The sequence below is a fragment of the Pseudomonas sp. Ost2 genome (genome assembly GCF_018326065.1).
GTDB lineage: Bacteria > Pseudomonadota > Gammaproteobacteria > Pseudomonadales > Pseudomonadaceae > Aquipseudomonas > Aquipseudomonas gingeri.
The window spans coordinates 1,824,253-1,848,400 of record NZ_AP021904.1 but is presented as its reverse complement, the minus strand read 5'-3'; the positions used below and the strand labels follow the sequence as shown (position 1 = coordinate 1,848,400).

The window sequence follows — 24,148 nt, the reverse complement described above, 5'->3', positions numbered from 1 at the left end:
ACCTGATGGATCGACGATGAGCCGTTACCGCCCGCCTCGCACCGCCGGCACCGCCCTGATCACCCCCGAGGGCGAGGCCCGCATGCGTGCCGAACTGCACGAGTTGTGGCACGTGCGGCGGCCACAGGTCACGCAGTCGGTCAGCGAGGCGGCCGCCCAGGGCGATCGTTCGGAGAACGCCGAATACACCTATGGCAAGAAGATGCTGCGCGAGATCGACAGCCGCGTGCGCTTCCTGACCAAGCGCCTGGAAAACCTCAAGGTGGTCGGCGAGCGCCCGAGCGACCCGAACAAGGTGTACTTCGGGGCCTGGGTGACCATCGAGAACGAGGACGGCAAGGAATCGCGCTACCGCATCGTCGGTCCCGACGAACTGGATCTCAAGCTGAACCTGATCAGCATCGACTCGCCCCTGGCCCGCGCCCTGATAGGCAAGGCGCTGGATGCCGAAGTCCGGGTCATGACACCGACTGGCGAGCAGTTGGTGTACATCACCGCCATCGACTATCCCTGAAGACACACTGATCGATCCCCCGAAACTGTCGATCGTTCCCCCGCTCCGCGTGGGAATACAACCCGTGACGCTCCGCGTCACAGATCTACAGCGGACGCAGAGCGTCCCGAGAGGCATTCCCACGCGGAGCATGGGAACGATCATCACCTAGTCTTTGTTCAGCGCCGGGTAATCAGGCCCTGGCGCGCCACCCGGGTCAACTGCCGGATGACCGCTTCGGCCTGCTCGGCCGCAGGCGACTGGATCACCGCGAGGTCGAAACTGTTATCGGCAAAACGCTCCAGGGAATCACCGTCTTCGACGAACTGGATCAGGAACGCCGAGGCACGGCCCTTGCGCCGTGGCCAGCCATCGAGATAACGCAGCAGCGTCGGCTGGTGTTTGCCGCCCAGGAGGATTTTCGGATTGCGATCGGGAAGGTTGGCCGTGATCGGCGCCAGACGTACAACGGGGCGTGGGTTGTTCAAAGTGCGTGTCTCCGCCTCAACGATCTGCCGGGCAGGTGTGAGGCAACACCGAACCAGCGCTTTAGCGGTATTTCGAAGCCTGGATCAGGCTTCTGTCGGAGATCGTTCGACTCCCCTGGCGCCCCGCAAGTAGCTGTTTAAATCGGCGCATAATCAATATCCTAGAGAACCGCGCGGGCCGCTGTCAAGAATCGTGCCCAACGAAAAAGGCCCGCTGCTGCGGGCCTCATCGAACCATCCTCGCGCCTACCTGGCGATGGCCGCGTCGGCCGAGAGCTTGCCGGCCCCTTCGAACAGTACCGCGATCGTGCCGCCGAGCAGGGCCAGGGCGAACTCGTAGCCGTTGTTGGCCATGAACAGGCCGTTGTGGATATGCACCGAGAAGATCGCCACCAGCGAGAGAAACGCCAGGCCCAGTGCCGCCGGGCGCGCCAGCAGGCCGATGATCAGGGCCAGGCCGCCGAAGAACTCGGTGCCGCCGGCCAACAGGGCCATCAGGTGACCTGGTGCCAGGCCGATGCTTTCCATCCATTGCGCGGTGCCCGCCAGGCCGTAGCCGCCGAACAGGCCGAAGAGTTTCTGCGAGCCGTGGGCGGCGAAGATGATGCCGACGAAGATCCGCAGGACAGTCAGGCCGTAGCCGGCACGGGTGCTCAGAACGCGTTGGGTCAGTGTGCTCATGGGATGAATCCTTATTCAAATGTCGGGTTGATGGGCGTCATATTAATCAGTTTATAAAATGACAAAAGCGCAAAAACCGCTGTATAACCATCGAATTTATCGATTACTTCCGTGAGGCAATTTTTCGCCCGTTGCCTTCCAGCGCATGGCCTTCCAGGGAGCCGCGCTCCCGGTCGAATGCCAGGTAGTACTTGTTCACACTGTTAACATAGTTGACCGAAGCCATTCCTACCTGCTCCATCGCCACCCGTTCGACCTGGAAGAACCACTGGTTGGGATTCAGGCCACGCCGCCGGGCTTCGGCCCGCATGCCCTGGACCCGCTCCGGCCCCATGTTGTAGGCCGCGAGGACAAAGGCCATGCGTTCGCGCTCGTTGAGCTTGGGACTGGAGAAGAACTTGCGCCGGATCATCGCCAGGTACTTGGCCCCGGCCTGCACATTGTTATCGACATTCTGGATATTGCCGACGCCGACCCGCTGCGCCGCCGAAGGAGTGATCTGCAACAGCCCGGTGGCACCGCTCGCGCCACGGGCATTGGGGTCCAGCGTCGATTCCTTGAACGCCAGCGCCGCCAGGTTCAGCCAGTCGATACCCTGGGCCTGGGCATGACGTTGCAACACCGGCCGCAGCTTCTCGAGCTTTTGCCGATCGGACCTGGCCAGCGGGTAATGCACCTGATACAGGCGCCGGTAGATCCGCAGGAATGCCACATCCTGGTCGGAAGGCGATTTGTAGGTCTTGAAAAAGCGGTCGACGCTGGCCAGCAGCATCGACGCGTCGCGTCGCACGAACCAGTGCATCTCCCCCGGCTCGCTGACCAGCACCTGCTTGTCGAAGCGCAACTTGGGCATGATCTTGGCCCAGCGCTCGGCAATCGGCTGTTCGACGATGGTCAGGTGGAAAATGCCGCCCTGGACCATCTCCAGCACATCCTCCACGGCCAGACTCGGATCGACCCACTCGATCTTCACCGGCGGCAACTTGCGCAGCGCCAGCTTCTGGTTGATCTGGTTCACGGCATCGCCGGCGGCGCTGCCGGTGGTCAGGGCCAGGGTCCGGCCGGAAAGCTGTTCGAGATGGCTGAAGCGTTTTTCGCCCTTGAGCCCCACCAGCAGCAAGGGCACCGGATTGCCGATCGGCTCGCTGGCACTCACCGCATGCCCGGGCTGCGCCTCGAGCAATTCACCGGGCGCGACCAGGTCCCCTTCCCCACGCTGCAACGCAGCGAGCAACTGGTCCTTGGCCTTGGGAATGATCTTGAAGGTGATTTCCTGATTGTCGCGGGCGTGCCCGTTGAGATACAGCTCGAAGGCGCGCAGCCGGTGGTACTCGACGCCGATCGCTTCGCCCTGGACTTCCCCGGAACTGTTGCGGCTCTGGTTGACCAGCACCCGCAGAACCCGGCTGCCGCGGATCTCCGCCAGGTCGCGGACCTTGCCCGGCTGGCCGATTTCCAGGGGACCGGCCAGGCGCGCGACCGCCGGCAGCGGCAGCAGCAAGGACAGGCACAGCAGGAGCAACAGCGAGGGTCGCTTCATCCGTTCTCCGGAAAGAATACTGTCCCGTCTCAAGCGTCATGACGTGACGTCATTGCTTGATAGGGAGCGACAGAAATCGAGCGTCTTTGAACGCAAAAAAGTGCGGAAGACTGGCACAGCAACGGAGGTGGTGCCAACCGATGCTTTCTTCCGGCTTTAAAAGACAGTCATAACTCGTTGTAGTTCTTGGTTTTTATTATAAATCTACAGCTCTGATATGCTTTCCGGCCTGTGGCCTGAGGTAGCACCATGCAACTCATCGATATCGGCGTCAACCTGACCAACCCCAGTTTTGCCGGAAAACACCAGGAAATACTGGACCGCGCCCATGCCGCCGGGGTCTGCCAACTGGTCCTCACCGGCACCAGCATCGAGGGCAGCGAGCAGGCCCTGGAGCTGTGCCGAACCCTGGATGAAAGCGGTCGCCAGTTGTTCGCCACCGCCGGTATTCACCCCCACTCCGCCAGTGACTGGAGCGCCGACAGCGCCGCTCGTCTGAAAGCCCTGCTCAAGGAGCCGAACGTCTGTGCGGTGGGTGAGTGCGGACTGGACTTCAACCGGGATTTCTCCCCGCGCCCGCAGCAGGAGAAGGTCCTCGAAGAACACCTGGCCCTGGCGGTGGAGCTGCAGTTGCCGGTGTTCCTCCATGAGCGCGACGCCAACCCGCGCCTGCTGGAGATCCTGCGCGACTATCGCGACCGCCTGCCCGCCGCCGTGGTGCATTGTTTCACCGGCGAGCAACGGGCCCTGTTCAGCTACCTCGATCTCGACCTGCATATCGGCATCACCGGCTGGATCTGCGACGAACGCCGTGGCACCCACCTGCATCCGCTGGTGAAGGAAATTCCCCGCGGGCGCCTGATGCTCGAAAGCGACGCACCGTACCTGTTGCCCCGCAGCCTGCGGCCGAAACCGAAAAACGGTCGCAACGAACCGGCCTACCTGACCGAAGTGCTGCGGGAAGTCGCGCTGCATCGCGGCGAAAGCGAAGCCGACCTGGCCGCCCATAGCACCGCCTGCGCCCGGGCGTTCTTCGGCTTGCCGTCGATTGCTTGATCCATATCAAGAAGCCTCTTCCTGAGTAGCGGCACAATAGTGGCACCTTGCCAAAATTGTTTCCGCTCAATCAGAGAAGACCTTCCATGGGTGCCTGGCTCAGCAACATCTCATTGAAATACAAATTCTGGGCCGTCAACGCGGTGGCCTTCGTCACCACGCTGCTGCTGGTGCTGTACGCGGTACAGCTCGAACAGCAGGCCCGCACCGATGCTTCGCGCAGCGCCGCCCAGGCCCAGGCGCGCCTGCTGGCCGCCTGGCCCGCCACCCAGGCCCTGCCCGAGGGCGACAACCTGTTGCTGTTCCAGGCTGGCCAGACCCCGACCCTGAACGGCCAGATGCTGCCGCGCCTGAGTGACGCCCAGGGCTGGGTCGCCTACGACTACATGCCGCTGTTCGGCGAGAACCCGTTGCTCGGTGCCGAGGTCGTCAACCACGGCAGCCAGCGGGTAGCCGTGCTCGCCCATGCACCGAGCCTGGCGCAGGTGTTCAGCGAGCGCTTCGCCAACTACGCCATTGCCGTGTTCATCCTGATGCTGGCGATGCTCGGCGCCTCGCAGTTGCTGATCCGCTTTCTGCTCAGCCAGCTCAATACCCTCAAGGACGTGATGCTCCACGTCGAGAAAACCGGCGACCTGTCGGCCCGCGTGCCGCTGGCCTGCAAGGATGAAGTCGGACAGATGGCCAGCGCCTTCAATGCCATGCAGGCCGGCTACCAGCGTGTGGTCGGCACCGTCGCCCGCACCGCCGCGCAACTGGACGTCGGTGCCGCGCGGCTGGCCTCGAGCATGAACGATGTGCGCCACGGCATGCTCGGCCAGCAGAGCGAGACCGACCAGGCCGCCACCGCGATCAACGAGATGTCGGCGACGGTCTATCACATCGCCCAGCACGCCGGCGCCACCCGCGATCTCTCGCAGACCGCCGACACCCTGGCCGGCAGCGGCCAGGCGGTGGTCAGCCGGGTGCAGCAATCGATCGCCGGACTGTCCAGCGGCGTGCAGCAGACCGCCGAGATGATCCAGCGCCTGGCCGAGGACAGCCAGAAGATCAACGGCGTGGTCAGCGTGATCCACAGCATCGCCGAACAGACCAACCTGCTGGCCCTGAATGCCGCCATCGAAGCGGCCCGGGCCGGGGAAATGGGTCGCGGTTTCGCGGTGGTGGCCGATGAAGTGCGCAACCTGGCCAAGCGCGTGCAGACCTCCACCGACGAAATCACCACCATGGTTTCAGCCCTGCAGTCCGGCACCCGCGATGCCGTGGACTTCATGCAGGAGAGCTCGTACAAGGCCGATGACTGTGTGCAACAGGCCCAGGAAGCCGGCGCGGCCCTGGCCGAGATCACCGGTGCGGTGGCACAGATGCGTGAAAGCAACACCCAGATCGCCGTGGCCGCCGAGCAGCAGAGCCAGGTCGCGGAGGAAATGAACCGGGCGGTGGTGAGCATCCGCGACGTCACCGAGAACACCGTGCAGCAGACGGTGGACTCGGCCACCACCAGCAATGAACTGGCGACCCTGGCCGGTGAGCTGAGCAAAGCCATTGGCCAGCTCAAGCTATAGAATCGATAGCAAGAGTTGATTCGCCGCCGAGGTTTGCCCGGCCTATCCTTGGTTCATCGAAAACATGAACCAAGGAGCATAACCATGGGCAAACGTCACCCCCACCTTCCTGCCTGGCAATGGCGCGTTGCGCCGAACACTTCGAACGACGGCACCCGCGAAGGCATGCATCTGCTCTCGGTGATCCTGTTTGCCCTGGCCTTCCTGCTGGTCGCCTCGGGCGTGTTCAGCGAAGACCCGACCAACGTGGCCATCGGTGTGATCGGCCTGGTGGCGGCCTACAGCCTCAGGCGCAAAGGGCATACGCTCGAAGCCTGAACCTTTCCTTGCCGATCATTGTCGATCGTTCCCACGCTCCGCGTGGGAATACGGCCCGTGATGCTCCGCGTCACCTGTAGAGCGGACGCAGAGCATGGGGACGATCTGGTGGTGTGGGAGTGGGCTTGCCCACGAAGAGGCCGGTACATCCGCCACATTTCCCGTGGCACGAACATCGTCTTCGCGGGCAAGCCCGCTCCCACAACAAGCCCGAGCATGGGAACGATCTGGTGGTGTGGGAGTGGGGTTGCCCACGAAGAGGCCGGTACATCCGTCACATTTCCCGTGACACGAACATCGTCTTCGCGGGCAAGCCCGCTCCCACATTCAGCCGAAAACGGTCACGGTCTGCCGGCTCAGGGCGATCAGCCGATCGTCCGGACTCCACAGCGCCGCCGCCACATGCCCGTAGCCGTCGCGGGCGTGCTCGATCACCGCCAGGTACTTGCACCAGTCCAGGGTATCGAGCGCCAGCAACGGCTGGACGAACTCCACGGTCCAGGTCAGGGTGCTGCCCGCCGCCAGCTTGTTCAGGTGCGGCAACAGCGCCGGCGGCCAGGCGTCCACCAGGGCCAGCAAGTGGGCTTCGGTCAGGGGTTCCTGCTTGACGTCGCCGCGCAGGCGAACCCAGCCGCCCATTTCCCGGGATGTGTTGCCGGTGAACGGAAAGCCACCGACACCCCAGCGCATGGCCAGGTGGCGCATGAACTCCGGTGTCACGCCCTTGACGTAGGGCAGTTCCTGGCACTTGTCCCAGTGCTTCATTTCCGGGGCCGGCTCGGCGCCCACGTCCACCGCCGATTCACGGGACGCACCGAAACTGCCCTGGACCAGGGTCACCACCTGGCCCTTCTGCACCGCCCGCCCGAGCACCTGGCTGACCGCCTTGCCTTCGCGCAGCACCTCGACTTCGAAGGTCACCGGGACTTCCGGTTCGACCGGACCGACAAAGGTCACCGCCAGTGAACGCAACGGACGCTCGGCCGGCACGCGGGCACGCAGGGCTTCGTACTGCAGGGCCACCACCAGGCCGCCGAACGTGGCGCGCCCCTGCCCCCATTCGGCCGGAATGGTCAAACCCTGCGGGTCGCGACGGACCTCATCAAGCAAATCTGAAAAGCGCATGCACACCTCGGCTGGCGAAAAATTCCCTGGGCCCTGGCGCGAGCCCTGCGGCTCGAAACCAGGACAGGGATGAATCTTAACCAGCCCGTCCGCGGGATACAGCGCTCATACCGGCCAAACAGCCTGTCAAACAAGTCAGTTGCAGCCGGTCAGTTGAAACAGGTCTCGCTCAGCCGATCGAGTACCCGGTCGGCCTTGCCCTCGGCCCGCGCCATGGCGCTGCGCCAGCCACTCACGCAAGGCTGCAGGTCCGGCTGCTGCTCGGCCTGCAACAACCATTGCCAGCAATCGTGCCAGTCGCCAAGCGCCTCCTGGGCCGCCTTGAGCTGCTTCAACGCCGGCGCCGGCAGGCGATCCAGTTCCGGGTAGGCCTCGGCGGCGTAACGCACCCGCTTGATCAGCAGGCGCAGGCGATGGCGGTCGTGCATCGGATCATGCAGCGCCTGGTCGAGAGCGTCCCACTGTTTCGCCAGGCGCTTTTCGATGCGCTTGCGCAACCCCCTGAGCAGCCCCTGATACTGCGAGGCACGCAAGAAACGCGGGAAGGCATCGAGGGTGCTGAAGAGGTTCTTCAGCTCATCGCTGCCCGCCACTTTCCAGTAATCCTCGGACAACTGCGCGGTCCGCCGGGCCGCCGCGACATGATGCCCCTGCCGGTGCAGATAGGCCGCCAGCACCTCGCGATCGCGGATCGGCGTGGTCAGCCGCCCCACCTCGGCCGCCGCCTGCTCCAGTTGCTCGACACCCGGCAACCCGCGCAACGGCCGCAACAGGCTGCGCAGGCGTCGGACGGTGGTGCGCAGGTCATGCAGCCCCTCGTCATCGGTCAGCGCATCCACCCGCGCATGACAGGCCAACAGGCGTACTTCCAGGCTCAGCACCTGAGCCACCAAGCGATCTACCAGGACCGACATCGACACTCACTCCCAAATCGAACTTCCAAGACTGCGACGCAATGACCGCAACACCTGTTGCAATGCATCCATCGACGGGATCTGTTCAGCATAGCGCTGCCTGATGAACAACCGGGTGAACTCGCGGATAAGCTCGGCCTGGCGAGGCAACTGCCGGGCCGCGCGCTCGGCGAACGCCGCCGGGCCCTCGCCCGGCTCGCGCACCAGGCCGCGGCGCGCCAGCAGTTTTTCAAAGGCCGCGAATAGCCGTAGCTGCGGGTCGGCCTTGGCCTGCCAGGGACGCAACAACCACAACGCCAGCAGCGCCAGGATCAACACCAGGCCGACCGGCAGCATCAGCCCGGCGAGATCGCCGAACCAGCGTCCCATCAGTTTGAACTGCTGCTCGCCCTGATACCCCAGGACCCAGCGCTGCCAGCCGTAATTGAGATTATCCCAGCCCAGGCGCAACTCATTGAGCCAGGTCAGATGGCGGTAGCGCAGCGGCGAGAAAACCGAAGCCCCGGGCGCACCTTCATCCGCGGCCAGGGCCTGCTCCAGGCCCTGGTCGATCCGTTCCGGCGCCACCGCGTAGGTCGGATCGACACTGCGCCAGCCCTGTCCGGCCTGCCAGTATTCGACCCAGGCATGGGCGTCGTACTGGCGCACGGTGAGGAAATTGCCCGCCGGGTTCAACTCACCGCCCTGGTAACCGGCCACCACTCGCGCGGGGATACCCGCCGCGCGCAACACGTAGGTCATGGCACCGGCAAAATGCGCGCAGAAGCCCTGGCGGCTGTCGAACAGGAAGGCATCGATACTGTCCGCGCCCAGCGTCGGCGGCTTGAGGGTGTAGTGATAGGGCTCGTCGTGAAAATGCGTGAGCAGTGCCGCCACCAGGTCCCGGGGCTGTGGATAACGTTGCCGCAGTTCCGTGGCCCACTGCCGGGTGCGCGGGTCGCCCTGGGCGGGCAGTTGCAGATCCTGGCGCCGGGCCCGCTCGTTGAGCTGGAGATCGCGCGCGACCTGCGGCCAGGAACTGGCCCGGTACAGCAGCGCCTGTTGCACCGGGCGCTGGTGCTGCAGGCGATAGTCCGCCAGTTGGCGCACATCGCCCTGGTCGCTGCTGGCGACATCCAGGGTCGGCAGCCAGGGCTTGCCGCTCGGCTGCAGGATCACGCTGTAGCGCCAGGGCTCGCCACTGGCCTGCCATTTCGGCGCAGGACTGAAAGACACGCCCGGCGACTGGCTCCAGCGCTGGCCATCGAACTGCTCCAGGGTCAGGGCGCGCCAGTACAGTGCCCGACGCGGCGGCAGCGGCCCCTCGAAACTGGCGCGGAACGCCAGTTCGGCGGAACGGCCGAGCTCGGCCACCTCGCCGGGCGACATGCTCTCCGCAAGCCCGGTCATGCCCTTGTCGCTCGGCAGCGGCAAGGACCACAACGGCGCAATGCGCGGGAAAAACAGGAACAGCAGGAGCATCAGCGGCAACGCCTGCGCCAACAGGACCGCGGCCAGCTTCAGCGTGGCCGCCGGGCGGGTGCCGGGGCCCTGCTGCAAACCGATCAGGGCCGCCAGCAAGGCACCGACCGGCAAGAGGCTGTAGGCCGCCCACGGCAGGCTGTCTTCGAACAGGTAGGCCACCGCCACGCAAAACAGCCCGAGGAAGATCAGCACCAGCGCATCGCGACGGGTCCGGGTCTCCACCAGCTTGAGGATAAACATCGCCACCAGCAGCACGGCACCGGCATCCAGGCCGATCAGGCTCTTGCGCGAGAGCCAGATGCCGGCGATGGTCGCAACCAGCAACAGGACTTCCAGCACCTTGCCGGGAAACCGCGCCCGCATGCGGTAGACCTGGATGCGCCAGATCGTGCAACCGAGCCAGAACGCGACCATCCACACCGGCACATGCAACCAGAACGGCAGCATCACCAGGGCCTGGGCCACCAGCAGCCAGACCAGGCTGGCCCGGGAAATCAGCGGCGCACTGCTCATGGGTTTTTCCCGAACAGCGCCAGGGCCCGCAGGCAGGCCTCGCAATGGGCCGCGCCGGAATCCGTGGCGAACCGCTGCCCGGGCAACTGCAAGGCGAACGGCTCCTGGCGCCGGGAAAACTCCAGTACCCAGTAGCACAGACGCGACAGGCGCTGCTCGACATCACCACCCAGCGCGAGGAAATCCAGGCAGCGCTCGCGCCCCTCAAGGCGGGCGAAGTCCTTGATCAGCAGCCCCTGGCCTCGGGAATAGGCCTTCCAGTGCAAGCGTCGCCAGGAATCGCCGGGCTGGTAGGACTTCAAGCCCTGGTAGTCATCGACACCCTGGCCGTGGGCCCGCACGCCTTCCTCCTGCTCATCGTCGGGCACGCTGGCGAGGCTCGGCAGCTCGCCTTCCAGGGGCTGTGGATAAACCAGCACCTGCTGGCCGAGATCGACCCAGCTCCAGGTCCGCAGGATGCCCAGGGGGAAGCTGCTGCGCACGCCGATACGCGGAGCCGGCAACCAGCCGCGGACCTGGGTCGCATGCGTCAGTTCCAGTTCGCAGAATCCCGCCGGCGGTACATCGACGACCTGTGTCGGCGGATTCGACCAGCCGAGCTGGATCGCCTGGTGACTTCTCCCGGCACTTTCCAGGCGCACGACAAAACGCGCTTCTTCACCGACAAACACCGCCGGACCGACCCCGGCGCTCAGCACAAGCCCCCGCAGGTTGCGGTAGGTGTGCAGGATCGCCACGACGAACAGCGACAGCAGCAGGAAACACAAGCCGTAGGCCAGGCTGTTCTGGTAATTGATCGCCACCAGCAGGATCAGCAGCAACAACGCCGCAAAGACACCGCCGGCGCGATTGGGCATGATGAAGATGCGTCGCTGGGTCAGTTCGATCCGTGCCGAGGGCGGCAGGCGCCGGCCCAGCCAGGCCTGCCAGGCGGCCCGCAGTCGGCCGGTCAAAGCGCCGGCACCTCGCGCAACAACCATTGCACCAGCGCACCACCGCCCAGCCCGGCCGGATCGGCGCGCTCGCGCAGGCGATGGCTGACCACCGACGGCAGCACCGCCTGGACATCTTCCGGAATCACATAGTCACGCCCGGCCAGCAACGCCCAGGCCCGGGCCGCGGCGAGGATCGCCAGGCTCGCCCGCGGCGAGAGGCCCCAGGCGAACTGCGCTTCACTGCGGGTCGCGCCGACCAGGCGCAACACATAGTCCACCAGGGCATCGCTGGCCCGGACCTGCTTGACCTCCTGCTGCAACGCCGCCAGTTCGTGGTGACTGAGGATCGGCTGCAATTGCGGCAACAGGTCCCGGCGCGAGGCCCCGAGCAGCAGTGCCTTTTCCGCCGCCCGGGCCGGATAGCCGAGGGACACGCGCATCAGGAAGCGGTCCAGCTGCGACTCGGGCAAGGCAAAGGTGCCGCCCTGGCTGGTGGGGTTCTGCGTGGCGATGACAAAGAACGGCGAGGGCAACGGGCGGGTGGCGCCTTCGATGGTCACCTGCCCCTCCTCCATCGCTTCGAGCAACGCGCTCTGGCTCTTGGGCGTGGCGCGGTTGATTTCATCAGCCAGCACCAGCTCGGCGAAGATCGGCCCCGGGTGGAAGACGAAACGCCCGCTGTCCTTGTCGAACACCGAGGTGCCGAGGATATCGCTGGGCAGCAGATCGGAGGTGAACTGGATACGCTGGAAGCTCAGGCCAAGCACCTTGGCCAGGGTGTGACTGAGGGTGGTCTTGCCCATGCCGGGCAGGTCCTCGATAAGCAGATGGCCGTCGGCCAGAAGACAGGTGAGGGCCAGGCGAACCTGGGCATCCTTGCCCAATACCACCTGGTTGACAGCCTGCAGGCAGGCTTCCAGTTTACTGCGCATAGGCAGACATCCAAACGCGGGGAGACGCCGGGAATACTACATCCTTTGCCCGCTCAATGATCGCTCCCATGCTCTGCGTCGCAGAGCGGACGCGGAGCGTCCGGCGAGGCATTCCCACGCAGAGCGTGGGAACGATCCTCGACCATCCTCAGAGACTCAACGCCCGGCGCGCGACTCGCGGATGTAGAAACGCGCCTTCTCGGCCTTGGCCGAACAGCCCTCGTAGGCTTCGAACTGTTGCTGGGTCTTGGCCCCGGTCAACAGCGACAGGGCCTTGGAGTAACTCACGGTGCCGGCAAAGCCTTCGGCCTTGGCCAGGTCAAGCTCACGCCAGGCGGCATCCAGCTGGGTTCCGCAGCTCTCGCGGTAGGCCGTCTTGCCCGCGCAACCCGCCAACGCCAACGCAATCAATGGCACACAGATCCAGGCTTTCATCGATGACACCTCAAGATAAAGAAACAGTCGTGCAGATTATGACGGTGCGCCGGGCAAAAAGTGCCTTGCCCTGCTCTACAAGCTTAGCTAATCAATATGAAGATAAGGCGCATTCGCCTGATCGGGCACACGTGGCGATTGTACCCCGGTGCCGGGTAAGCGCATTGTTAGCAACCGGCCGTTAAGGAATCCATGATGAAGAAGCGTGTCGCATTGGTGTTGGGCTCGGGTGGGGCCCGGGGTTATGCCCATATCGGGGTGATCGAGGAAATCGAACGACGTGGTTATGAAATCGCCTGCATCGCCGGTTGCTCCATGGGCGCGGTGGTCGGTGGTATCTACGCCGCCGGCAAGCTCGACGAGTACCGCAACTGGATCGAAAGCCTGGACTACCTCGACGTCCTGCGCCTGGTGGACGTGAGTTTCCGCCTGGGGGCGATCCGTGGCGAAAAGGTCTTCGGCCAGATCCGCAAGATCGTCGGCGAGATCAATATCGAAGACCTGCGCATTCCCTACACGGCCGTCGCCACCGACCTGACCAACCAGCAGGAAATCTGGTTCCAGGAAGGTTGCCTGCATCAGGCCATGCGCGCTTCGGCGGCGATCCCCAGTCTGTTCACGCCGGTCATGCAGGGCAATCGCATGCTGGTCGACGGCGGCATCCTCAACCCGCTGCCCATCGTGCCGGTGGTGTCCAGCCACTGCGACCTGATCATCGCCGTCAACCTCAACTCGACCAACCAGAAGCACTATCAACTGCCGGTGATCCAGCGCCCGCCGGCCTTCAAGAGCCGCTTCAACAGCCTGCTCAGTTCCATGGGATCGCGCCTGCCGTTCCGACGCAAGCAGGCCGAGGAACTGCTGCGCCTCGAACAGCAGACCCTGGCCGCCGAATCCGCGGATATCGCCAATCCCTGGCTGGAATCGGCGGAACCCGAGGCCCAGCAACCGGCGGCGGCACCACAGGCCGCCGGCGCGCCGAAGTCCGCCACCGGTTCGTTCATCATCGACAATGTCGGCCCGGCTTCGCTGCTGGACCTGATCAACCAGAGTTTCGAGGTGATGCAGACCTCGTTGGCGCAATACAAGATCGCCGGCTATCCACCGGATATCCTGATCAACGTGCCCAAGCGCGTGTGTCGCTTCTTCGAGTTCTACAAGGCACCGGAACTGATCGCCCTGGGTCGCGAGATTGCCCGCGACACCATGGATCGTTACGAGGAAGACCGGCGCTGAGGCTGCACAATCTGTGTTGGGGGTTGAGCAGGCCCCCTGTGGGAGCGGGCTTGCCCGCGAAGAGGCCCTTGAGATCGCCAAAAGCTTCGCGGGCAAGCCCGCTCCCACACAAGCCGATTCCTACACAAGCCGATTCCTGCATAAGCCCTGCACACGTCAGCCGATTCCCGGCAGGAAAGTGCCGTTCAACCCTGGCTATCGAGCAGGCGATAGCCGACACCGGCCTCGGTGACGATAAAGCGTGGCTGGGTCGGATCGTCCGCCAGCTTCTGGCGCAGGTGCCCGACCACGATCCGCAGGTAGTGACTGTCCTCGGTATGGGTCGGCCCCCAGATATCCTTGAGCAGTTGCTGCTGGGTGATCACCCGTCCGGGATGGCGCGCCAACTGGGCGAGCACCGCGTACTCCTTGCGCGTCAACGCCACCTCGGCACCGTCCAGCAGCACCCGCCGATAGGCCAGGTCCACGGTCAGCGGACCGAACTTCAGGGCGGCTTCCTGGGTTTCACCGCTGGGCGCCTGGCGCAGCAAGGCGCGGATTCGCGCGAGGAACTCCTGGATACCGAAGGGCTTGGTCACATAGTCATTGGCGCCGCCGTCCAGGGCCTGGACCTTCTGCCCTTCGCTGGCCCGCACCGACAGCACCAGCACCGGCGCCGTGGACCATTCGCGAAACTCGCGCAGCACCTGCTGGCCGTCCATGTCCGGCAGGCCGAGATCGAGTACCAGCAGGTCGGGCTTGTTCAGCGCGGCATGGGCCAGGCCTTCGGTCCCCGTGCCGGCCTCCAGCACCTTGTAGCCCTGGGAGGCGAGGCTGATGCGCAGGAACTTGCGGATCTGCGGTTCGTCGTCGATGACCAGGATGGTCGAGGTCTGGCTCATGGTTGAAACATCGTGGCGAGGGTTCGCCAAAGCATATCAGGCTTCACTTTCAAATCCCGGTTGCTCCTGCAAGGGAAGGAATAACGTAATACAGGTGCCACGGCCGTCGATACCGTCATCGACGCCGATATGCCCGCCGTGGGCGCCGACCATGCCCTGGCAGATCGCCAGGCCCAGGCCGGTGCCCTGGCCGCCGCGATCGCCACGGGCGGCGGTGTAGAACATATCGAAGATCTTCGCCCGCTCCTCTTCCGGGATCCCCGGGCCTTCGTCGCTGACGGCAAAGAACAGCTCGCTGTCGGTGGCCCCGGCACGCACCTGCAGGCGACCATGCTGCGCGGAAAAACGCGCGGCGTTTTCCATGACATTGATCAGCGCCTGTTCGATCAGTGCCGCATGCACGTAGAGCAACGGCAATTCGGCCGGCACCTCGGTGCTCACCTGCAACGGCGCGAGGACCGCCCGCAGGCGGTTCAGCGCGCTACCGACGATGTCCGCCGGCGACACCCAGTCCCGCGCCAGCTTCAGCGCGCCATGGCCCAGGCGCGTCATGTCCAGCAGGTTCTGGATATAGCGGTCCAGCCGCTCGGCCTCGTCGCGGGTGCCTTCCAGCAGTTCCTGGCGATCGGCCAGGGGAATCGCTTCGCCCAACGCCAGCAGGCTGTCGATACTGCCGCGCATCGAGGTCAGCGGTGTGCGCAGGTCGTGGGACACCGACGCCAGCAAGGCACTGCGCAACTGCTCGGTTTCGCCATGCAGGCGCGCCGCCTCGAGGTCGTCGGCCAGTTGTGCCCGGGCCAGGGCCTGGGCCAGCGGCTGGCTGAGGGCGGTCAGCAGGCGACGGCGCTGGCCGGTGAGCTGCTGGCCTTCCCGCGGACGCACGCCAAGCAGCGCCAGCGGCCCCTCTTCCACCGACAACGGCCACCACCACCAACTGCCGGAAGGCAAGGTGCCGGTGCCCATCCCCGCCGGCTGATCGTGCTGCCAGGCCCAGTCGGCCGCCGCCCGTTCGAATTCGGAAAACTGCAACGGTCCGCCGGTCTCGACCTTCCAGCCGCCCTGGCCATCGCGGTTGAGCAGGCACAGCTCCAGCTCCTCCCAGCCACTGAGATGCTGCGACGCGGCACTGATCACCGCCTGGCGGTCGGTGGCGGCGGTCAGCTTGCGCGACAGGTCGAGCAGCTCGGTGGTTTCTTCCTGGGTATCGCGCAGGGCCTGCAATTGCCGGCGCTGGCGTGCCGCCAGGTTACCGGTGAGCGCCGCCATCATCAGGAAGAACAGCAGGGTCAGCACATCCTCTTCACGCTGGATGGCGAAGGAGAAGTTCGGCGGGATGAACAGGAAGTCATAGGTCAGGAAGGACAGCACCGCGCAGGCCAGGGACGGGCCGAGACTGCTGCGCACAGCCACCAGCAGCACGGCGGCGAGAAACACCAGCGAGATATTCGGCAACGGCAACACACTGGCCACGCCCCAGGCCAGGGCGCTGGCCAGCACCGTCGCCAGCAGCGCCAGCAGGTAGTCGAGCCAGACCACGCTCTGCGGCTCGCGCACGCGCGGCTGGCGTTGCTCTTCCTGGCTGTCGAGGACGTTGATTTCCAGGCCCCGGGCATTGCGCAACAGCCGCGCCGCCAGGCCACCGCCGAACAGCCGGCGACGCAGGCGCCGGCGCGACTGGCCGACCAGCACCAGGCTGGCCCGGCGTTCGGCGGCATGCTGGATCAGGGTCTTGGCCACTTCCCCGGCCCGCAGCAGCACCACTTCGCCGCCCAGCCGTTCCGCCAGTTGCTGGGCACTCTGCAGGCGCAGTCGCGATTGTTCGTCGCGGGCCCTGCCGTTATCCACATGCACCAGGCTCCAGGGCAGGTGCCGGCGTTGCGCGACCCGGCTGGCATGGCGCACCAGGCGCTCGGCCTGGGCATCGCCGTCGACCCCCACCAGCAGGCGTCCACGAATGGCCGGCGCGGCCTGACCGAGGGTCCGGTAACCCTGGGCCAGATCATTGTCGACCTGGGCCGCAGCGGTCTGCATCGCCAGTTCGCGCAGGGCGGTGAGGTTGGTCTGGGTGAAAAACGCATCGATCGCCGCCCGCGCCTGTTCCGGCACATAGACCTTGCCGTCGCGCAGGCGCTCCAGCAGTTCCCGGGGCGGCAGGTCGATCAGCAGCAGTTCGTCGGCCTCCTGCAGAACCCAGTCGGGCAGGGTCTCGCGCACCTGCACCCCGGTGATTCCGCGCACCTGGTCATTGAGGCTTTCCAGGTGCTGGACATTGACCGTGGTGAACACGTCGATACCGGCGGCCAGCAGTTCCTGGACATCCTGCCAGCGCTTCACATGGCGGCTGTCGGGGGCATTGCTGTGGGCCAGCTCATCGACCAGCACCAGTTTCGGCCTGGCCTTGAGCAGACCGTCAAGGTCCATTTCCTCCAGCACCACGCCACGGTATTCGGAGCGCACCAGGGGTTGTTGCGGCAAACCACCGAGCAGGGCCTCGGTTTCGGCCCGGCCGTGGGTTTCCACCACCCCGGCGATCAGTTTCACGCCCTGGCGCAACTGCGTATGGGCAGCCTGCAGCATCGCGTAGGTCTTGCCCACGCCCGGGGCGGCACCGAGGAACACCTTGAGCCGGCCACGACCGTCGCGGGGCAGTTCTGCTAACAGCGCGTCGGCGCGACCGGAATCACTCATCTTGGGGTTCCTACCTCTACCAATTTATTTCGCGATATCAGCCAGCGCCGCATTCAATGCAAGCACATTGACCACCGGCGGGCCAATCAGCGGTTGTTCGATATGCGCTTCCAGCAATTTCTCGACGGTCGCCGCCGGCAGGTTGCGCGCCTGCGCCACCCGCGCCAGTTGATAGCGAACCGCCGCCGGTGGCAAGTGCGGATCGAGGCCGCTGCCAGAGGTGGTCAGCGAAGCCAGCGGCACCGGGCCCTGGCCGGGCACGGCCTGCTTGGCCGCGTCATCGAAAATCCGCGTGGCCAGCGCCGGGTTGCTCGGCGACAGGTTGCTCGCGCCACTGGACACGGTGGCAAAGGCCCCCGCCGAAGGACGCGGGTGAAACCAGGCATCACCGGTGAAATCCTGGGCGATCAGGGCCGAGCCGCGCACCTTGCCATCGGCATCGCGCACCAGGCTGCCATTGGCCTGTCCCGGGAAAACCGCCTGGGCCACGCCGGTGACCACCAGGGGATAGGCGACACCGGTAATCAGGGTCATCAACACCAACAGGCTCAAGGCCGGACGCCATACAGTAGACATGTTCAATTCCTCGAATTCAGGGAGATGATCGTTCCCACGCTCTGCGGGAGAACGATCGACTGCAGGAGCCAGGGGCCTCATCGCCGGCAAGCCGGCTCCCACAGTTTTCATACGCGGGCAAACCCGCAAACTCACACCAGATGCAACGCCGTCAGCAGCAGGTCGATGGCCTTGATGCCCACGAACGGCACCAGGATCCCGCCCAGGCCATAGATCAGCAGGTTGCGCCGCAGCAAGTGCGCGGCACTCGCCGCCTGCACCCGCACACCGCGCAGCGCCAGCGGGATCAGCACGACGATGATCAGGGCGTTGAACACGATCGCCGAGAGAATCGCGCTCTGCGGACTGGCCAGCTGCATGATGTTGAGCACGCCGAGCTGTGGATAAATCGCCGCGAACAGGGCCGGCAAGATCGCGAAGTACTTGGCCACGTCGTTGGCAATCGAGAAGGTGGTCAGTGCACCGCGGGTCACCAGCAACTCCTTGCCGATCTGCACCACGTCCAGCAGCTTGGTCGGGTCGCTGTCGAGGTCGACCATGTTGGCCGCTTCCCGCGCGGCCTGGGTGCCGTCATTCATCGCCATGCCGACGTCGGCCTGGGCCAGCGCCGGGGCGTCGTTGGCGCCGTCGCCGCACATCGCCACCAGGCGGCCGTCGTTCTGCTCCAGGCGGATGCGCGCCAGTTTCTTCTCCGGCGTCGCCTCGGCCAGCACGTCGTCCACCCCGGCTTCCGCGGCAATCGCCGCCGCCGTCAACGGGTTGTCGCCGGTCACCATGACAGTACGGATCCCCAGCTTGCGCAGTTCGGCAAAGCGGTCGCGGATCCCCGGCTTGACCACGTCCTTGAGGTGGATGGCGCCAAGCAGCTTGCCATTGGCGCAGACCAGCAACGGGGTACCGCCGCTCTGGGCGATCTTGTCGATCTCCCGGGACAGCGCCGATTGCAGGTCGCCGCGTTTCTGGCCGATGAAGCTCAACAGTGAATCCACCGCGCCCTTGCGATAGATCCGGCCTTGATGGTCGACACCCGACAGACGTGTCTCGGCGCTGAACGGCACCGCGATCAGTTCCGTCGCGGCCGGTTCCTGTTGTGGATAAAGGTCGCGCAGGTATTCGACGATCGACTTGCCTTCGGCGGTGTCGTCGGCCAGCGAGGCCAGCAAGGCCCCCTCGGCCAGTTCGCGGACATGCACGCCCGGGGCCGGGTGGATCGCGGTGCAGCGACGGTTGCCGAAGGTGATGGTGCCGGTCTTGTCCAGCAGCAGCACATGCACGTCACCGGCGGCTTCCACCGCCCGACCGGACTTGGCGATCACGTTCAGGCGGACCAGGCGGTCCATCCCGGCGATACCGATGGCCGACAGCAGGCCGCCGATGGTGGTCGGGATCAGGGTCACCAGCAGCGCCACCAGGAACACCAGCGGCAGATTGCCGCCAGCGAAGTGGGCGAACGGCTGCAGGGTCACCACCACCAGCAGGAAGATCAGCGTCAGGCCGATCAGCAGGATGTCCAGCGCGACTTCGTTGGGGGTCTTCTGGCGTTTGGCGCCTTCCACCAGGGCGATCATGCGGTCCAGGGTCGATTCACCGGGGTTGGCGGTGATACGCACCAGCAACCAGTCGGACACCAGCCGGGTGTTGCCGGTCACCGCCGAACGATCACCACCGGACTCGCGAATCACCGGAGCCGATTCACCGGTAATCGCCGCCTCGTTGACCGCCGCGATACCTTCGATCACCTCGCCGTCACCGGGAAGCATTTCCCCGGCTTCGACCCGGACCACGTCGCCTTTGCGCAGGCTGGCGGCAGGCACCACCTGGAAGCTGCCGTCGGCCTTCTTGCGCCGTGCGCTGAGACCTTCGCTGCCGGCCTTGAGGCTGTCGGCGCGGGCCTTGCCACGACCTTCGGCAAGGGCCTCGGCGAAGTTGGCGAAGAGCACGGTGAACCACAGCCAGAGGGCAATCTGCGCGGACACGTAGGTCGGTACGGCCGTATCGGGCACGACGCAGAGGATCGTGGTCAGGATCGCGGTCAGTTCCACCACCAGCATGACCGGCGCCCGTTGCAACTGACGCGGATCGAGCTTGACGAAGGCTTGCACCAGCGCCGGACGCCACAGATCGGCGATCGCGGTCTTGGGCTGTTCGACGACAGCAGGTTTTGTTGCGGGAAGAGGCATGTTCATCATCAGGTCCTCAGCTCTTGAATCCAAGGGCAGCCATACTCAAATGTTCTGCAATCGGCCCAAGGGCCAGGGTCGGCAGGAACGTCAGGCCACCCACCAGCAGGATGGTCACGGTCAGCAGGGTGACAAACAGCGGGCCATGGGTCGGGAAGCTGTTCTGGCCGATCGGTGCGGTCTTCTTCATCGCCAGGCTGCCGGCCAGGGCCAGTACCGGGAGGATGTAGCCGAAGCGACCGAGCAGCATGCTCAGACTCAGCATCAGGTTGTGGAACGGGGTGTTGGCACTGAAGCCACCGAACGCCGAACCGTTGTTGGCACTGGCCGAGGTGTAGGCATAGAGCAACTGGCTGAAACCATGGGCGCCGGGGTTGCTGATCGCGCCGGCCGGGCCTGGCAGGCTGGCGGCAATCGCGCCGAGCACCAGGGTGCCCACCGGCATCACCAGCAAGGTCACCACCAGCAGTTGCACTTCCTTGGCCTGGAGCTTCTTGCCCAGGTATTCCGGAGTACGACCGATCATCAGGCCGGCGAGGAACACCGCGATCAGGACGTTCAGCAGCATGCCGTAGAGGCCCGCGCCGACACCGCCGAAGATCACCTCGCCGACCATCATGTTGGCCAGCGCGACCATCCCGCTCAGCGGGCTGAGGCTGTCGTGCATGGCGTTGACCGAGCCGTTGGACGCCGCCGTGGTGGCCACTGCCCAGAGTACGGTGCCAGTGGTGCCGAAACGGCTTTCCTTGCCTTCCATCGGCGCGCTCTGTTCCACCACCGGGTTGTTCAGGGTCGGGTTCGGCTGGTACTCGGCGTACAGCGAGACCGCGCCACCGATCAGCAGCAGGGCCATCATGCAGGCCATGATCGCGCGGCTCTGACGCAGGTCCTTGACGTAGTGGCCGAAGGTGAACACCAGGGCCGCCGGGATCAGGATGATCGAGACCAGTTCGAACAGGTCGCTCCAGGCCGTCGGGTTCTCGAACGGATGCGCCGAGTTGACCCCGAAGAAGCCACCGCCGTTGGTACCCAGTTGCTTGATCGCGATCTGGCTGGCCGCCGGGCCGAGGGGGATCACCTGGTCAGCGCCCTGCAGGGTCACGGCGTTGACGTAGTGGGCAAAGGTCTGCGGTACGCCCTGCCAGACCAGGAACAGCGCCAGCACCAGGCACAGGGGCAGCAGGCCATAGAGGGTGGCGCGGGTCATGTCGACCCAGAAGTTGCCCAGGGTCGCCGCCGAACGCCGACCGATACCACGGCACAGGGCGACCAGCACGGCCAGGCCGGTGGCGGCGCTGACGAAGTTCTGCACGGTCAGGCCGACCATCTGGCTCAGGTAGCTCAGGGATGCCTCACCGCTGTAGCTCTGCCAGTTGGTATTGGTCATGAAGCTGATGGCGGTGTTGAACGACAAGGTCCACTCCAGGCCCGGCAGGTTCTGCGGGTTGAGTGGCAGGTACTGCTGGAACAGCAGGATCGCGAACAACAGGAGGAAACCCGCCAGGTTGAAGACGAGCAAGGCCAGGGCATATTTCTGCCAGCTCTGCTCGGCCTTTTCATCGACCCCGGACAGGCGATAGCAAGCCCGCTCCACCGGCCCGAGCACCGGGCTCAGCCAGGTACGCTGACCTTCCATCACCTTGTAATAGAAGCGCCCCAGGAAAGGGGCCGGGACCAATACCAGCGCCAGGAAGGCCAGGATCAGCAAATAGTCATAACTGTGCATAACCGCCGCTCCTAGTTCCGATCCGCGCGCAACAGCGCAACCAGTAGATAAATGAACAGTGCCACTGCCAGCAGCAGTGACACCCCGTCCAGAATGCTCATGGGATTTCTCCGTGGTACGGCGATTGCCGCGTGTGGAGTCATTGTCGGAAGGAAGGCTGTAAAGGAACGAGAGCGACGCCCGGGGCGATGCGTAAAGAAGGCGTAAAGACTGAGTTTACGTAGGCATTACGCCCTAGAATCCGCAGGACGCCGACGCTGCCCTGCTCCCGGCAAGGCTTCTGGCGTCCCCGGCTTTGTATCGACACCGATACACAACCGACAACCGGCCAACACCCGGCGCCTGTAGCTTCTGGCGCAGCTACACTTGAAATGGACTCCCCGCCTTCGGGCCGGGGCTCTATCGTGCAACAATCTCGCGAGGGCCTCTGGTGCTTCGCGGCTTTACCGGCAGATAACCACACGCATGCAGAACACTCCCGCTCCTCTGGCTGATGTCAACAAGCCGCTCTCTCCGGGCGATGACAGGCGCTGGAATGTCCGCGCGCTGATCGTCGACGACGATATCCCGATCCGTGAACTGCTGATCGACTACCTGGCCCGCTTCAGCATCCAGGCCATCGGTGTCACCGACGGCGCCGCGATGCGCCAGGCGCTGCAGCTGGAAACCTTCGACGTGGTGGTCCTCGACCTGATGCTTCCGGGCGAAGACGGTTTGTCGTTGTGCCGCTGGCTGCGTGCCGAATCGGATATCCCGATCCTGATGCTGACCGCCCGCTGCGAACCCACCGACCGCATCATCGGCCTGGAACTGGGCGCCGACGACTACATGGCCAAGCCCTTCGAGCCGCGCGAGCTGGTGGCGCGGATCCAGACCATCCTGCGTCGGGTGCGCGACGACCGCACCGAACAGCGGGCCAATATCCGCTTCGACAACTGGCGCCTGAACAGTGTGCTGCGCCAGTTGATCGCCGACGATGGCTTGGTGGTGCCGCTGTCGAATGCCGAGTTCCGCCTGCTCTGGGTCTTTATCGAACGCCCGCGCCGGGTGCTCAGCCGCGAGCAGTTGCTCGACGCCGCCCGCGGTCGCTCGATCGAAGCCTTCGATCGCAGCATCGACCTGCTGGTCTCGCGTCTGCGACAGAAACTCGGTGACGATCCGAAATCGCCGCAGTTGATCAAGACCGTGCGCGGCGAAGGCTATCTGTTCGACGCGAGAGACATCGGCTGATGCGCCCACGCTTCAACACGCTGTTCGGTCGTTTGTTCGGCGTGTTGTTGCTGGCCATTGTCCTGGCCCACCTGCTGGCCTTCCTCTGGTTCCGTCATTACGGTGGCGGCCCGCCGCCACCGCCGCCGCGTCCCCCGGCGGGCATGTCGGAAAACTTCGACCCACGCTTCCCGCCGCCGCACATGCGCGGTCATCGACCGCCACGGCCGTGGTTTGGCGGGCCGGTGGTACCCCTTACGTTCCAGTTGATCGCCCTGGTGATTGCCGCCTGGTACGGGGCCAAGCTGCTCGCCCGGCCGATCCAGCGCCTGAGCGATGCGGCCGAGCGCCTGAGCGAAGACCTCAACAGCCCGCCGCTTGACGAAACCGGTCCGCGGGAAGCCCGGCAGGCAGCCGCGACATTCAACCTGATGCAACAACGCATCCGCGAACAGGTACAGCAGCGCGGGCGGATGCTCGGAGCGGTGTCCCATGACCTGCGCACGCCGTTGTCGCGCCTCAAGCTGCGCCTGGAGCAGATCGACGACGCCAGGCTGCAGGGCCAGATGCGCCAGGACCTGAACGACATGATCGGCATGCTCGACGCCACCCTGAGCTACCTGCACGAACAACGCACCAGTGAAGCCATGCAATGGATGGACGTGCAGGCGCTGGTGGAGTCGATTTGCGAAAACGCCCAGGACCAGGGCGCCCAGGTCCGTGCCAGCGGCCACTGCGCGCCGCTGCTGGTTCAACCCATGGCCCTGCGTTCCTGCCTGAACAACCTGATGGACAACGCCCTGCGTTATGCCGGCGATGCGTTGATCACGCTGGAGGACAGCCGGCGGCAGTTGATCATCCGGGTCATCGACCACGGCCCCGGCATCGCCGCCGAAAAACGCGAGGCGGTGTTCGAACCCTTCTATCGCCTGGAGGGCTCGCGCAACCGCAACTCCGGCGGTGTCGGCCTGGGCATGACCATCGCCCGCGAGGCCGCCCAGCGCCTGGGTGGCGAATTGACCCTGGAAGAAACCCCTGGCGGCGGCCTGACCGCCGTGGTCGCCCTGCCCCGCGCCTGATCGCTGTGTGTACCAGCCGGTACAAAGCCCACATCCCCTCGACACCTGCCATTGGGAGTCTGCACAAGCCGGTGCACCGCCACCGGCTTTGCCAACACTTAGGGAGTGAGCACC

Annotated in this window: 22 protein-coding genes; 7 read left to right on the top strand and 15 right to left on the bottom strand. The window is 65.1% G+C overall.

Translation table 11 applies throughout. From position 1 onward, the window contains the following. The first annotated feature begins 16 nt into the window (after positions 1-16). Positions 17-514 (top strand): transcription elongation factor GreB, encoded by a 498-nt coding sequence (gene greB / locus KI243_RS08160; protein WP_017128020.1) that lies wholly within the window; start codon positions 17-19, stop codon positions 512-514. A gap of 158 nt (positions 515-672) precedes the next feature. On the opposite strand, the gene KI243_RS08155 is transcribed toward greB, so the two are convergent. The 3 genes from KI243_RS08155 to KI243_RS08145 all read right to left on the bottom strand — a co-directional run bounded on the left by KI243_RS08155 (position 673) and on the right by KI243_RS08145 (position 3,202). Beyond that, positions 673-981: a class I SAM-dependent methyltransferase gene (locus KI243_RS08155; protein WP_017128019.1), complete on the bottom strand. Its 309-nt coding sequence runs from the start codon at positions 979-981 to the stop codon at positions 673-675. A 246-nt stretch (positions 982-1,227) separates the two neighbouring features. After that, positions 1,228-1,662, bottom strand: coding sequence for a DoxX family protein (locus KI243_RS08150; RefSeq protein WP_017128018.1), 435 nt, complete (start codon positions 1,660-1,662; stop codon positions 1,228-1,230). Between the two features lie 103 nt (positions 1,663-1,765). After that, positions 1,766-3,202, bottom strand: a complete 1,437-nt coding sequence (locus tag KI243_RS08145; protein WP_103032962.1) for a transglycosylase SLT domain-containing protein — start codon at positions 3,200-3,202, stop codon at positions 1,766-1,768. Between the two features lie 249 nt (positions 3,203-3,451). On the opposite strand from KI243_RS08145, the gene KI243_RS08140 reads away from it, so the two are divergent. The 3 genes from KI243_RS08140 (at position 3,452) to KI243_RS08130 (ending at position 6,141) form a co-directional block, all read left to right on the top strand. After that, positions 3,452-4,258, top strand: a complete 807-nt coding sequence (locus KI243_RS08140) for a TatD family hydrolase (protein WP_017128017.1) — start codon at positions 3,452-3,454, stop codon at positions 4,256-4,258. A gap of 86 nt (positions 4,259-4,344) precedes the next feature. Further along, positions 4,345-5,823 (top strand): methyl-accepting chemotaxis protein, encoded by a 1,479-nt coding sequence (locus KI243_RS08135; protein ID WP_017128016.1) that lies wholly within the window; start codon positions 4,345-4,347, stop codon positions 5,821-5,823. An 84-nt stretch (positions 5,824-5,907) separates the two neighbouring features. Next, on the top strand, positions 5,908-6,141 hold the full coding sequence (locus KI243_RS08130) for a hypothetical protein (RefSeq protein ID WP_017128015.1): 234 nt from the start codon (positions 5,908-5,910) through the stop codon (positions 6,139-6,141). 327 nt (positions 6,142-6,468) lie between these two features. Here KI243_RS08130 and KI243_RS08125 read toward each other — a convergent pair whose 3' ends face one another. From KI243_RS08125 to KI243_RS08100, 6 genes are all read right to left on the bottom strand, one after another. Next, a complete protein-coding gene (locus KI243_RS08125; RefSeq protein ID WP_017128014.1) occupies positions 6,469-7,266 on the bottom strand; it encodes an acyl-CoA thioesterase domain-containing protein in 798 nt (265 codons plus the stop codon). A 149-nt stretch (positions 7,267-7,415) separates the two neighbouring features. Then, complete coding sequence (locus tag KI243_RS08120; RefSeq protein WP_017128013.1) at positions 7,416-8,180, bottom strand: CHAD domain-containing protein; 765 nt, start codon at positions 8,178-8,180, stop codon at positions 7,416-7,418. A gap of 6 nt (positions 8,181-8,186) precedes the next feature. After that, a complete protein-coding gene (locus KI243_RS08115) occupies positions 8,187-10,157 on the bottom strand; it encodes a DUF3488 and transglutaminase-like domain-containing protein (RefSeq protein WP_017128012.1) in 1,971 nt (656 codons plus the stop codon). Then, complete coding sequence (locus tag KI243_RS08110; RefSeq protein ID WP_177116411.1) at positions 10,154-11,137, bottom strand: DUF58 domain-containing protein; 984 nt, start codon at positions 11,135-11,137, stop codon at positions 10,154-10,156. Before KI243_RS08110 ends, KI243_RS08115 begins: the two co-directional genes overlap by 4 nt. Continuing rightward, complete coding sequence (locus KI243_RS08105; RefSeq protein WP_017128010.1) at positions 11,107-12,024, bottom strand: AAA family ATPase; 918 nt, start codon at positions 12,022-12,024, stop codon at positions 11,107-11,109. Before KI243_RS08105 ends, KI243_RS08110 begins: the two co-directional genes overlap by 31 nt. Positions 12,025-12,180: 156 nt before the next feature. Further along, positions 12,181-12,459 (bottom strand): hypothetical protein, encoded by a 279-nt coding sequence (locus tag KI243_RS08100; RefSeq protein ID WP_017128009.1) that lies wholly within the window; start codon positions 12,457-12,459, stop codon positions 12,181-12,183. 195 nt (positions 12,460-12,654) lie between these two features. On the opposite strand from KI243_RS08100, the gene KI243_RS08095 reads away from it, so the two are divergent. Then, positions 12,655-13,695: a patatin-like phospholipase family protein gene (locus tag KI243_RS08095; RefSeq protein ID WP_017128008.1), complete on the top strand. Its 1,041-nt coding sequence runs from the start codon at positions 12,655-12,657 to the stop codon at positions 13,693-13,695. 185 nt (positions 13,696-13,880) lie between these two features. Here KI243_RS08095 and KI243_RS08090 read toward each other — a convergent pair whose 3' ends face one another. From KI243_RS08090 to kdpF, 6 genes are all read right to left on the bottom strand, one after another. Then, positions 13,881-14,576: a response regulator gene (locus KI243_RS08090; RefSeq protein ID WP_017128007.1), complete on the bottom strand. Its 696-nt coding sequence runs from the start codon at positions 14,574-14,576 to the stop codon at positions 13,881-13,883. A 36-nt stretch (positions 14,577-14,612) separates the two neighbouring features. After that, positions 14,613-17,264 (bottom strand): sensor histidine kinase KdpD, encoded by a 2,652-nt coding sequence (locus tag KI243_RS08085; protein ID WP_103032963.1) that lies wholly within the window; start codon positions 17,262-17,264, stop codon positions 14,613-14,615. A gap of 24 nt (positions 17,265-17,288) precedes the next feature. Further along, positions 17,289-17,840 carry a potassium-transporting ATPase subunit KdpC gene (kdpC, locus tag KI243_RS08080; RefSeq protein ID WP_103032964.1) on the bottom strand — a complete coding sequence of 184 codons (552 nt, stop codon included), beginning with the start codon at positions 17,838-17,840 and terminating at the stop codon, positions 17,289-17,291. Positions 17,841-17,971: 131 nt separating this feature from the next. Further along, on the bottom strand, positions 17,972-20,026 hold the full coding sequence (gene kdpB / locus KI243_RS08075) for a potassium-transporting ATPase subunit KdpB (RefSeq protein ID WP_042936277.1): 2,055 nt from the start codon (positions 20,024-20,026) through the stop codon (positions 17,972-17,974). 10 nt (positions 20,027-20,036) lie between these two features. Further along, positions 20,037-21,746, bottom strand: coding sequence for a potassium-transporting ATPase subunit KdpA (gene kdpA / locus KI243_RS08070; protein WP_017128002.1), 1,710 nt, complete (start codon positions 21,744-21,746; stop codon positions 20,037-20,039). Between the two features lie 11 nt (positions 21,747-21,757). Continuing rightward, on the bottom strand, positions 21,758-21,847 hold the full coding sequence (gene kdpF, locus KI243_RS08065; RefSeq protein WP_017128001.1) for a K(+)-transporting ATPase subunit F: 90 nt from the start codon (positions 21,845-21,847) through the stop codon (positions 21,758-21,760). A gap of 364 nt (positions 21,848-22,211) precedes the next feature. On the opposite strand from kdpF, the gene KI243_RS08060 reads away from it, so the two are divergent. Together KI243_RS08060 and KI243_RS08055 are read left to right on the top strand one after the other, a co-directional pair. Further along, on the top strand, positions 22,212-22,976 hold the full coding sequence (locus tag KI243_RS08060; protein WP_017128000.1) for a response regulator: 765 nt from the start codon (positions 22,212-22,214) through the stop codon (positions 22,974-22,976). Beyond that, positions 22,976-24,034 carry a HAMP domain-containing sensor histidine kinase gene (locus KI243_RS08055; protein WP_103032965.1) on the top strand — a complete coding sequence of 353 codons (1,059 nt, stop codon included), beginning with the start codon at positions 22,976-22,978 and terminating at the stop codon, positions 24,032-24,034. The genes KI243_RS08060 and KI243_RS08055 overlap by 1 nt, the downstream gene beginning before the upstream one ends. The last annotated feature ends 114 nt before the right edge of the window (positions 24,035-24,148 follow it).

What these genes read in the sequence shown, in the direction of transcription:
- greB (WP_017128020.1), top strand. Translation starts at nt 17, where the DNA reads ATGAGCCGTTACCGCCCGCCTCGCACCGCCGGCACCGCCCTGATCACC.
- KI243_RS08150 (WP_017128018.1), bottom strand. Translation starts at nt 1,662, where the DNA reads ATGAGCACACTGACCCAACGCGTTCTGAGCACCCGTGCCGGCTACGGC.
- KI243_RS08145 (WP_103032962.1), bottom strand. Translation starts at nt 3,202, where the DNA reads ATGAAGCGACCCTCGCTGTTGCTCCTGCTGTGCCTGTCCTTGCTGCTG.
- KI243_RS08140 (WP_017128017.1), top strand. Translation starts at nt 3,452, where the DNA reads ATGCAACTCATCGATATCGGCGTCAACCTGACCAACCCCAGTTTTGCC.
- KI243_RS08135 (WP_017128016.1), top strand. Translation starts at nt 4,345, where the DNA reads ATGGGTGCCTGGCTCAGCAACATCTCATTGAAATACAAATTCTGGGCC.
- KI243_RS08130 (WP_017128015.1), top strand. Translation starts at nt 5,908, where the DNA reads ATGGGCAAACGTCACCCCCACCTTCCTGCCTGGCAATGGCGCGTTGCG.
- KI243_RS08125 (WP_017128014.1), bottom strand. Translation starts at nt 7,266, where the DNA reads ATGCGCTTTTCAGATTTGCTTGATGAGGTCCGTCGCGACCCGCAGGGT.
- KI243_RS08120 (WP_017128013.1), bottom strand. Translation starts at nt 8,180, where the DNA reads ATGTCGGTCCTGGTAGATCGCTTGGTGGCTCAGGTGCTGAGCCTGGAA.
- KI243_RS08115 (WP_017128012.1), bottom strand. Translation starts at nt 10,157, where the DNA reads ATGAGCAGTGCGCCGCTGATTTCCCGGGCCAGCCTGGTCTGGCTGCTG.
- KI243_RS08110 (WP_177116411.1), bottom strand. Translation starts at nt 11,137, where the DNA reads ATGGTTGTTGCGCGAGGTGCCGGCGCTTTGACCGGCCGACTGCGGGCC.
- KI243_RS08105 (WP_017128010.1), bottom strand. Translation starts at nt 12,024, where the DNA reads ATGCGCAGTAAACTGGAAGCCTGCCTGCAGGCTGTCAACCAGGTGGTA.
- KI243_RS08100 (WP_017128009.1), bottom strand. Translation starts at nt 12,459, where the DNA reads ATGAAAGCCTGGATCTGTGTGCCATTGATTGCGTTGGCGTTGGCGGGT.
- KI243_RS08095 (WP_017128008.1), top strand. Translation starts at nt 12,655, where the DNA reads ATGAAGAAGCGTGTCGCATTGGTGTTGGGCTCGGGTGGGGCCCGGGGT.
- KI243_RS08090 (WP_017128007.1), bottom strand. Translation starts at nt 14,576, where the DNA reads ATGAGCCAGACCTCGACCATCCTGGTCATCGACGACGAACCGCAGATC.
- KI243_RS08085 (WP_103032963.1), bottom strand. Translation starts at nt 17,264, where the DNA reads ATGAGTGATTCCGGTCGCGCCGACGCGCTGTTAGCAGAACTGCCCCGC.
- kdpC (WP_103032964.1), bottom strand. Translation starts at nt 17,840, where the DNA reads ATGTCTACTGTATGGCGTCCGGCCTTGAGCCTGTTGGTGTTGATGACC.
- kdpB (WP_042936277.1), bottom strand. Translation starts at nt 20,026, where the DNA reads ATGAACATGCCTCTTCCCGCAACAAAACCTGCTGTCGTCGAACAGCCC.
- kdpA (WP_017128002.1), bottom strand. Translation starts at nt 21,746, where the DNA reads ATGCACAGTTATGACTATTTGCTGATCCTGGCCTTCCTGGCGCTGGTA.
- kdpF (WP_017128001.1), bottom strand. Translation starts at nt 21,847, where the DNA reads ATGAGCATTCTGGACGGGGTGTCACTGCTGCTGGCAGTGGCACTGTTC.
- KI243_RS08060 (WP_017128000.1), top strand. Translation starts at nt 22,212, where the DNA reads ATGCAGAACACTCCCGCTCCTCTGGCTGATGTCAACAAGCCGCTCTCT.
- KI243_RS08055 (WP_103032965.1), top strand. Translation starts at nt 22,976, where the DNA reads ATGCGCCCACGCTTCAACACGCTGTTCGGTCGTTTGTTCGGCGTGTTG.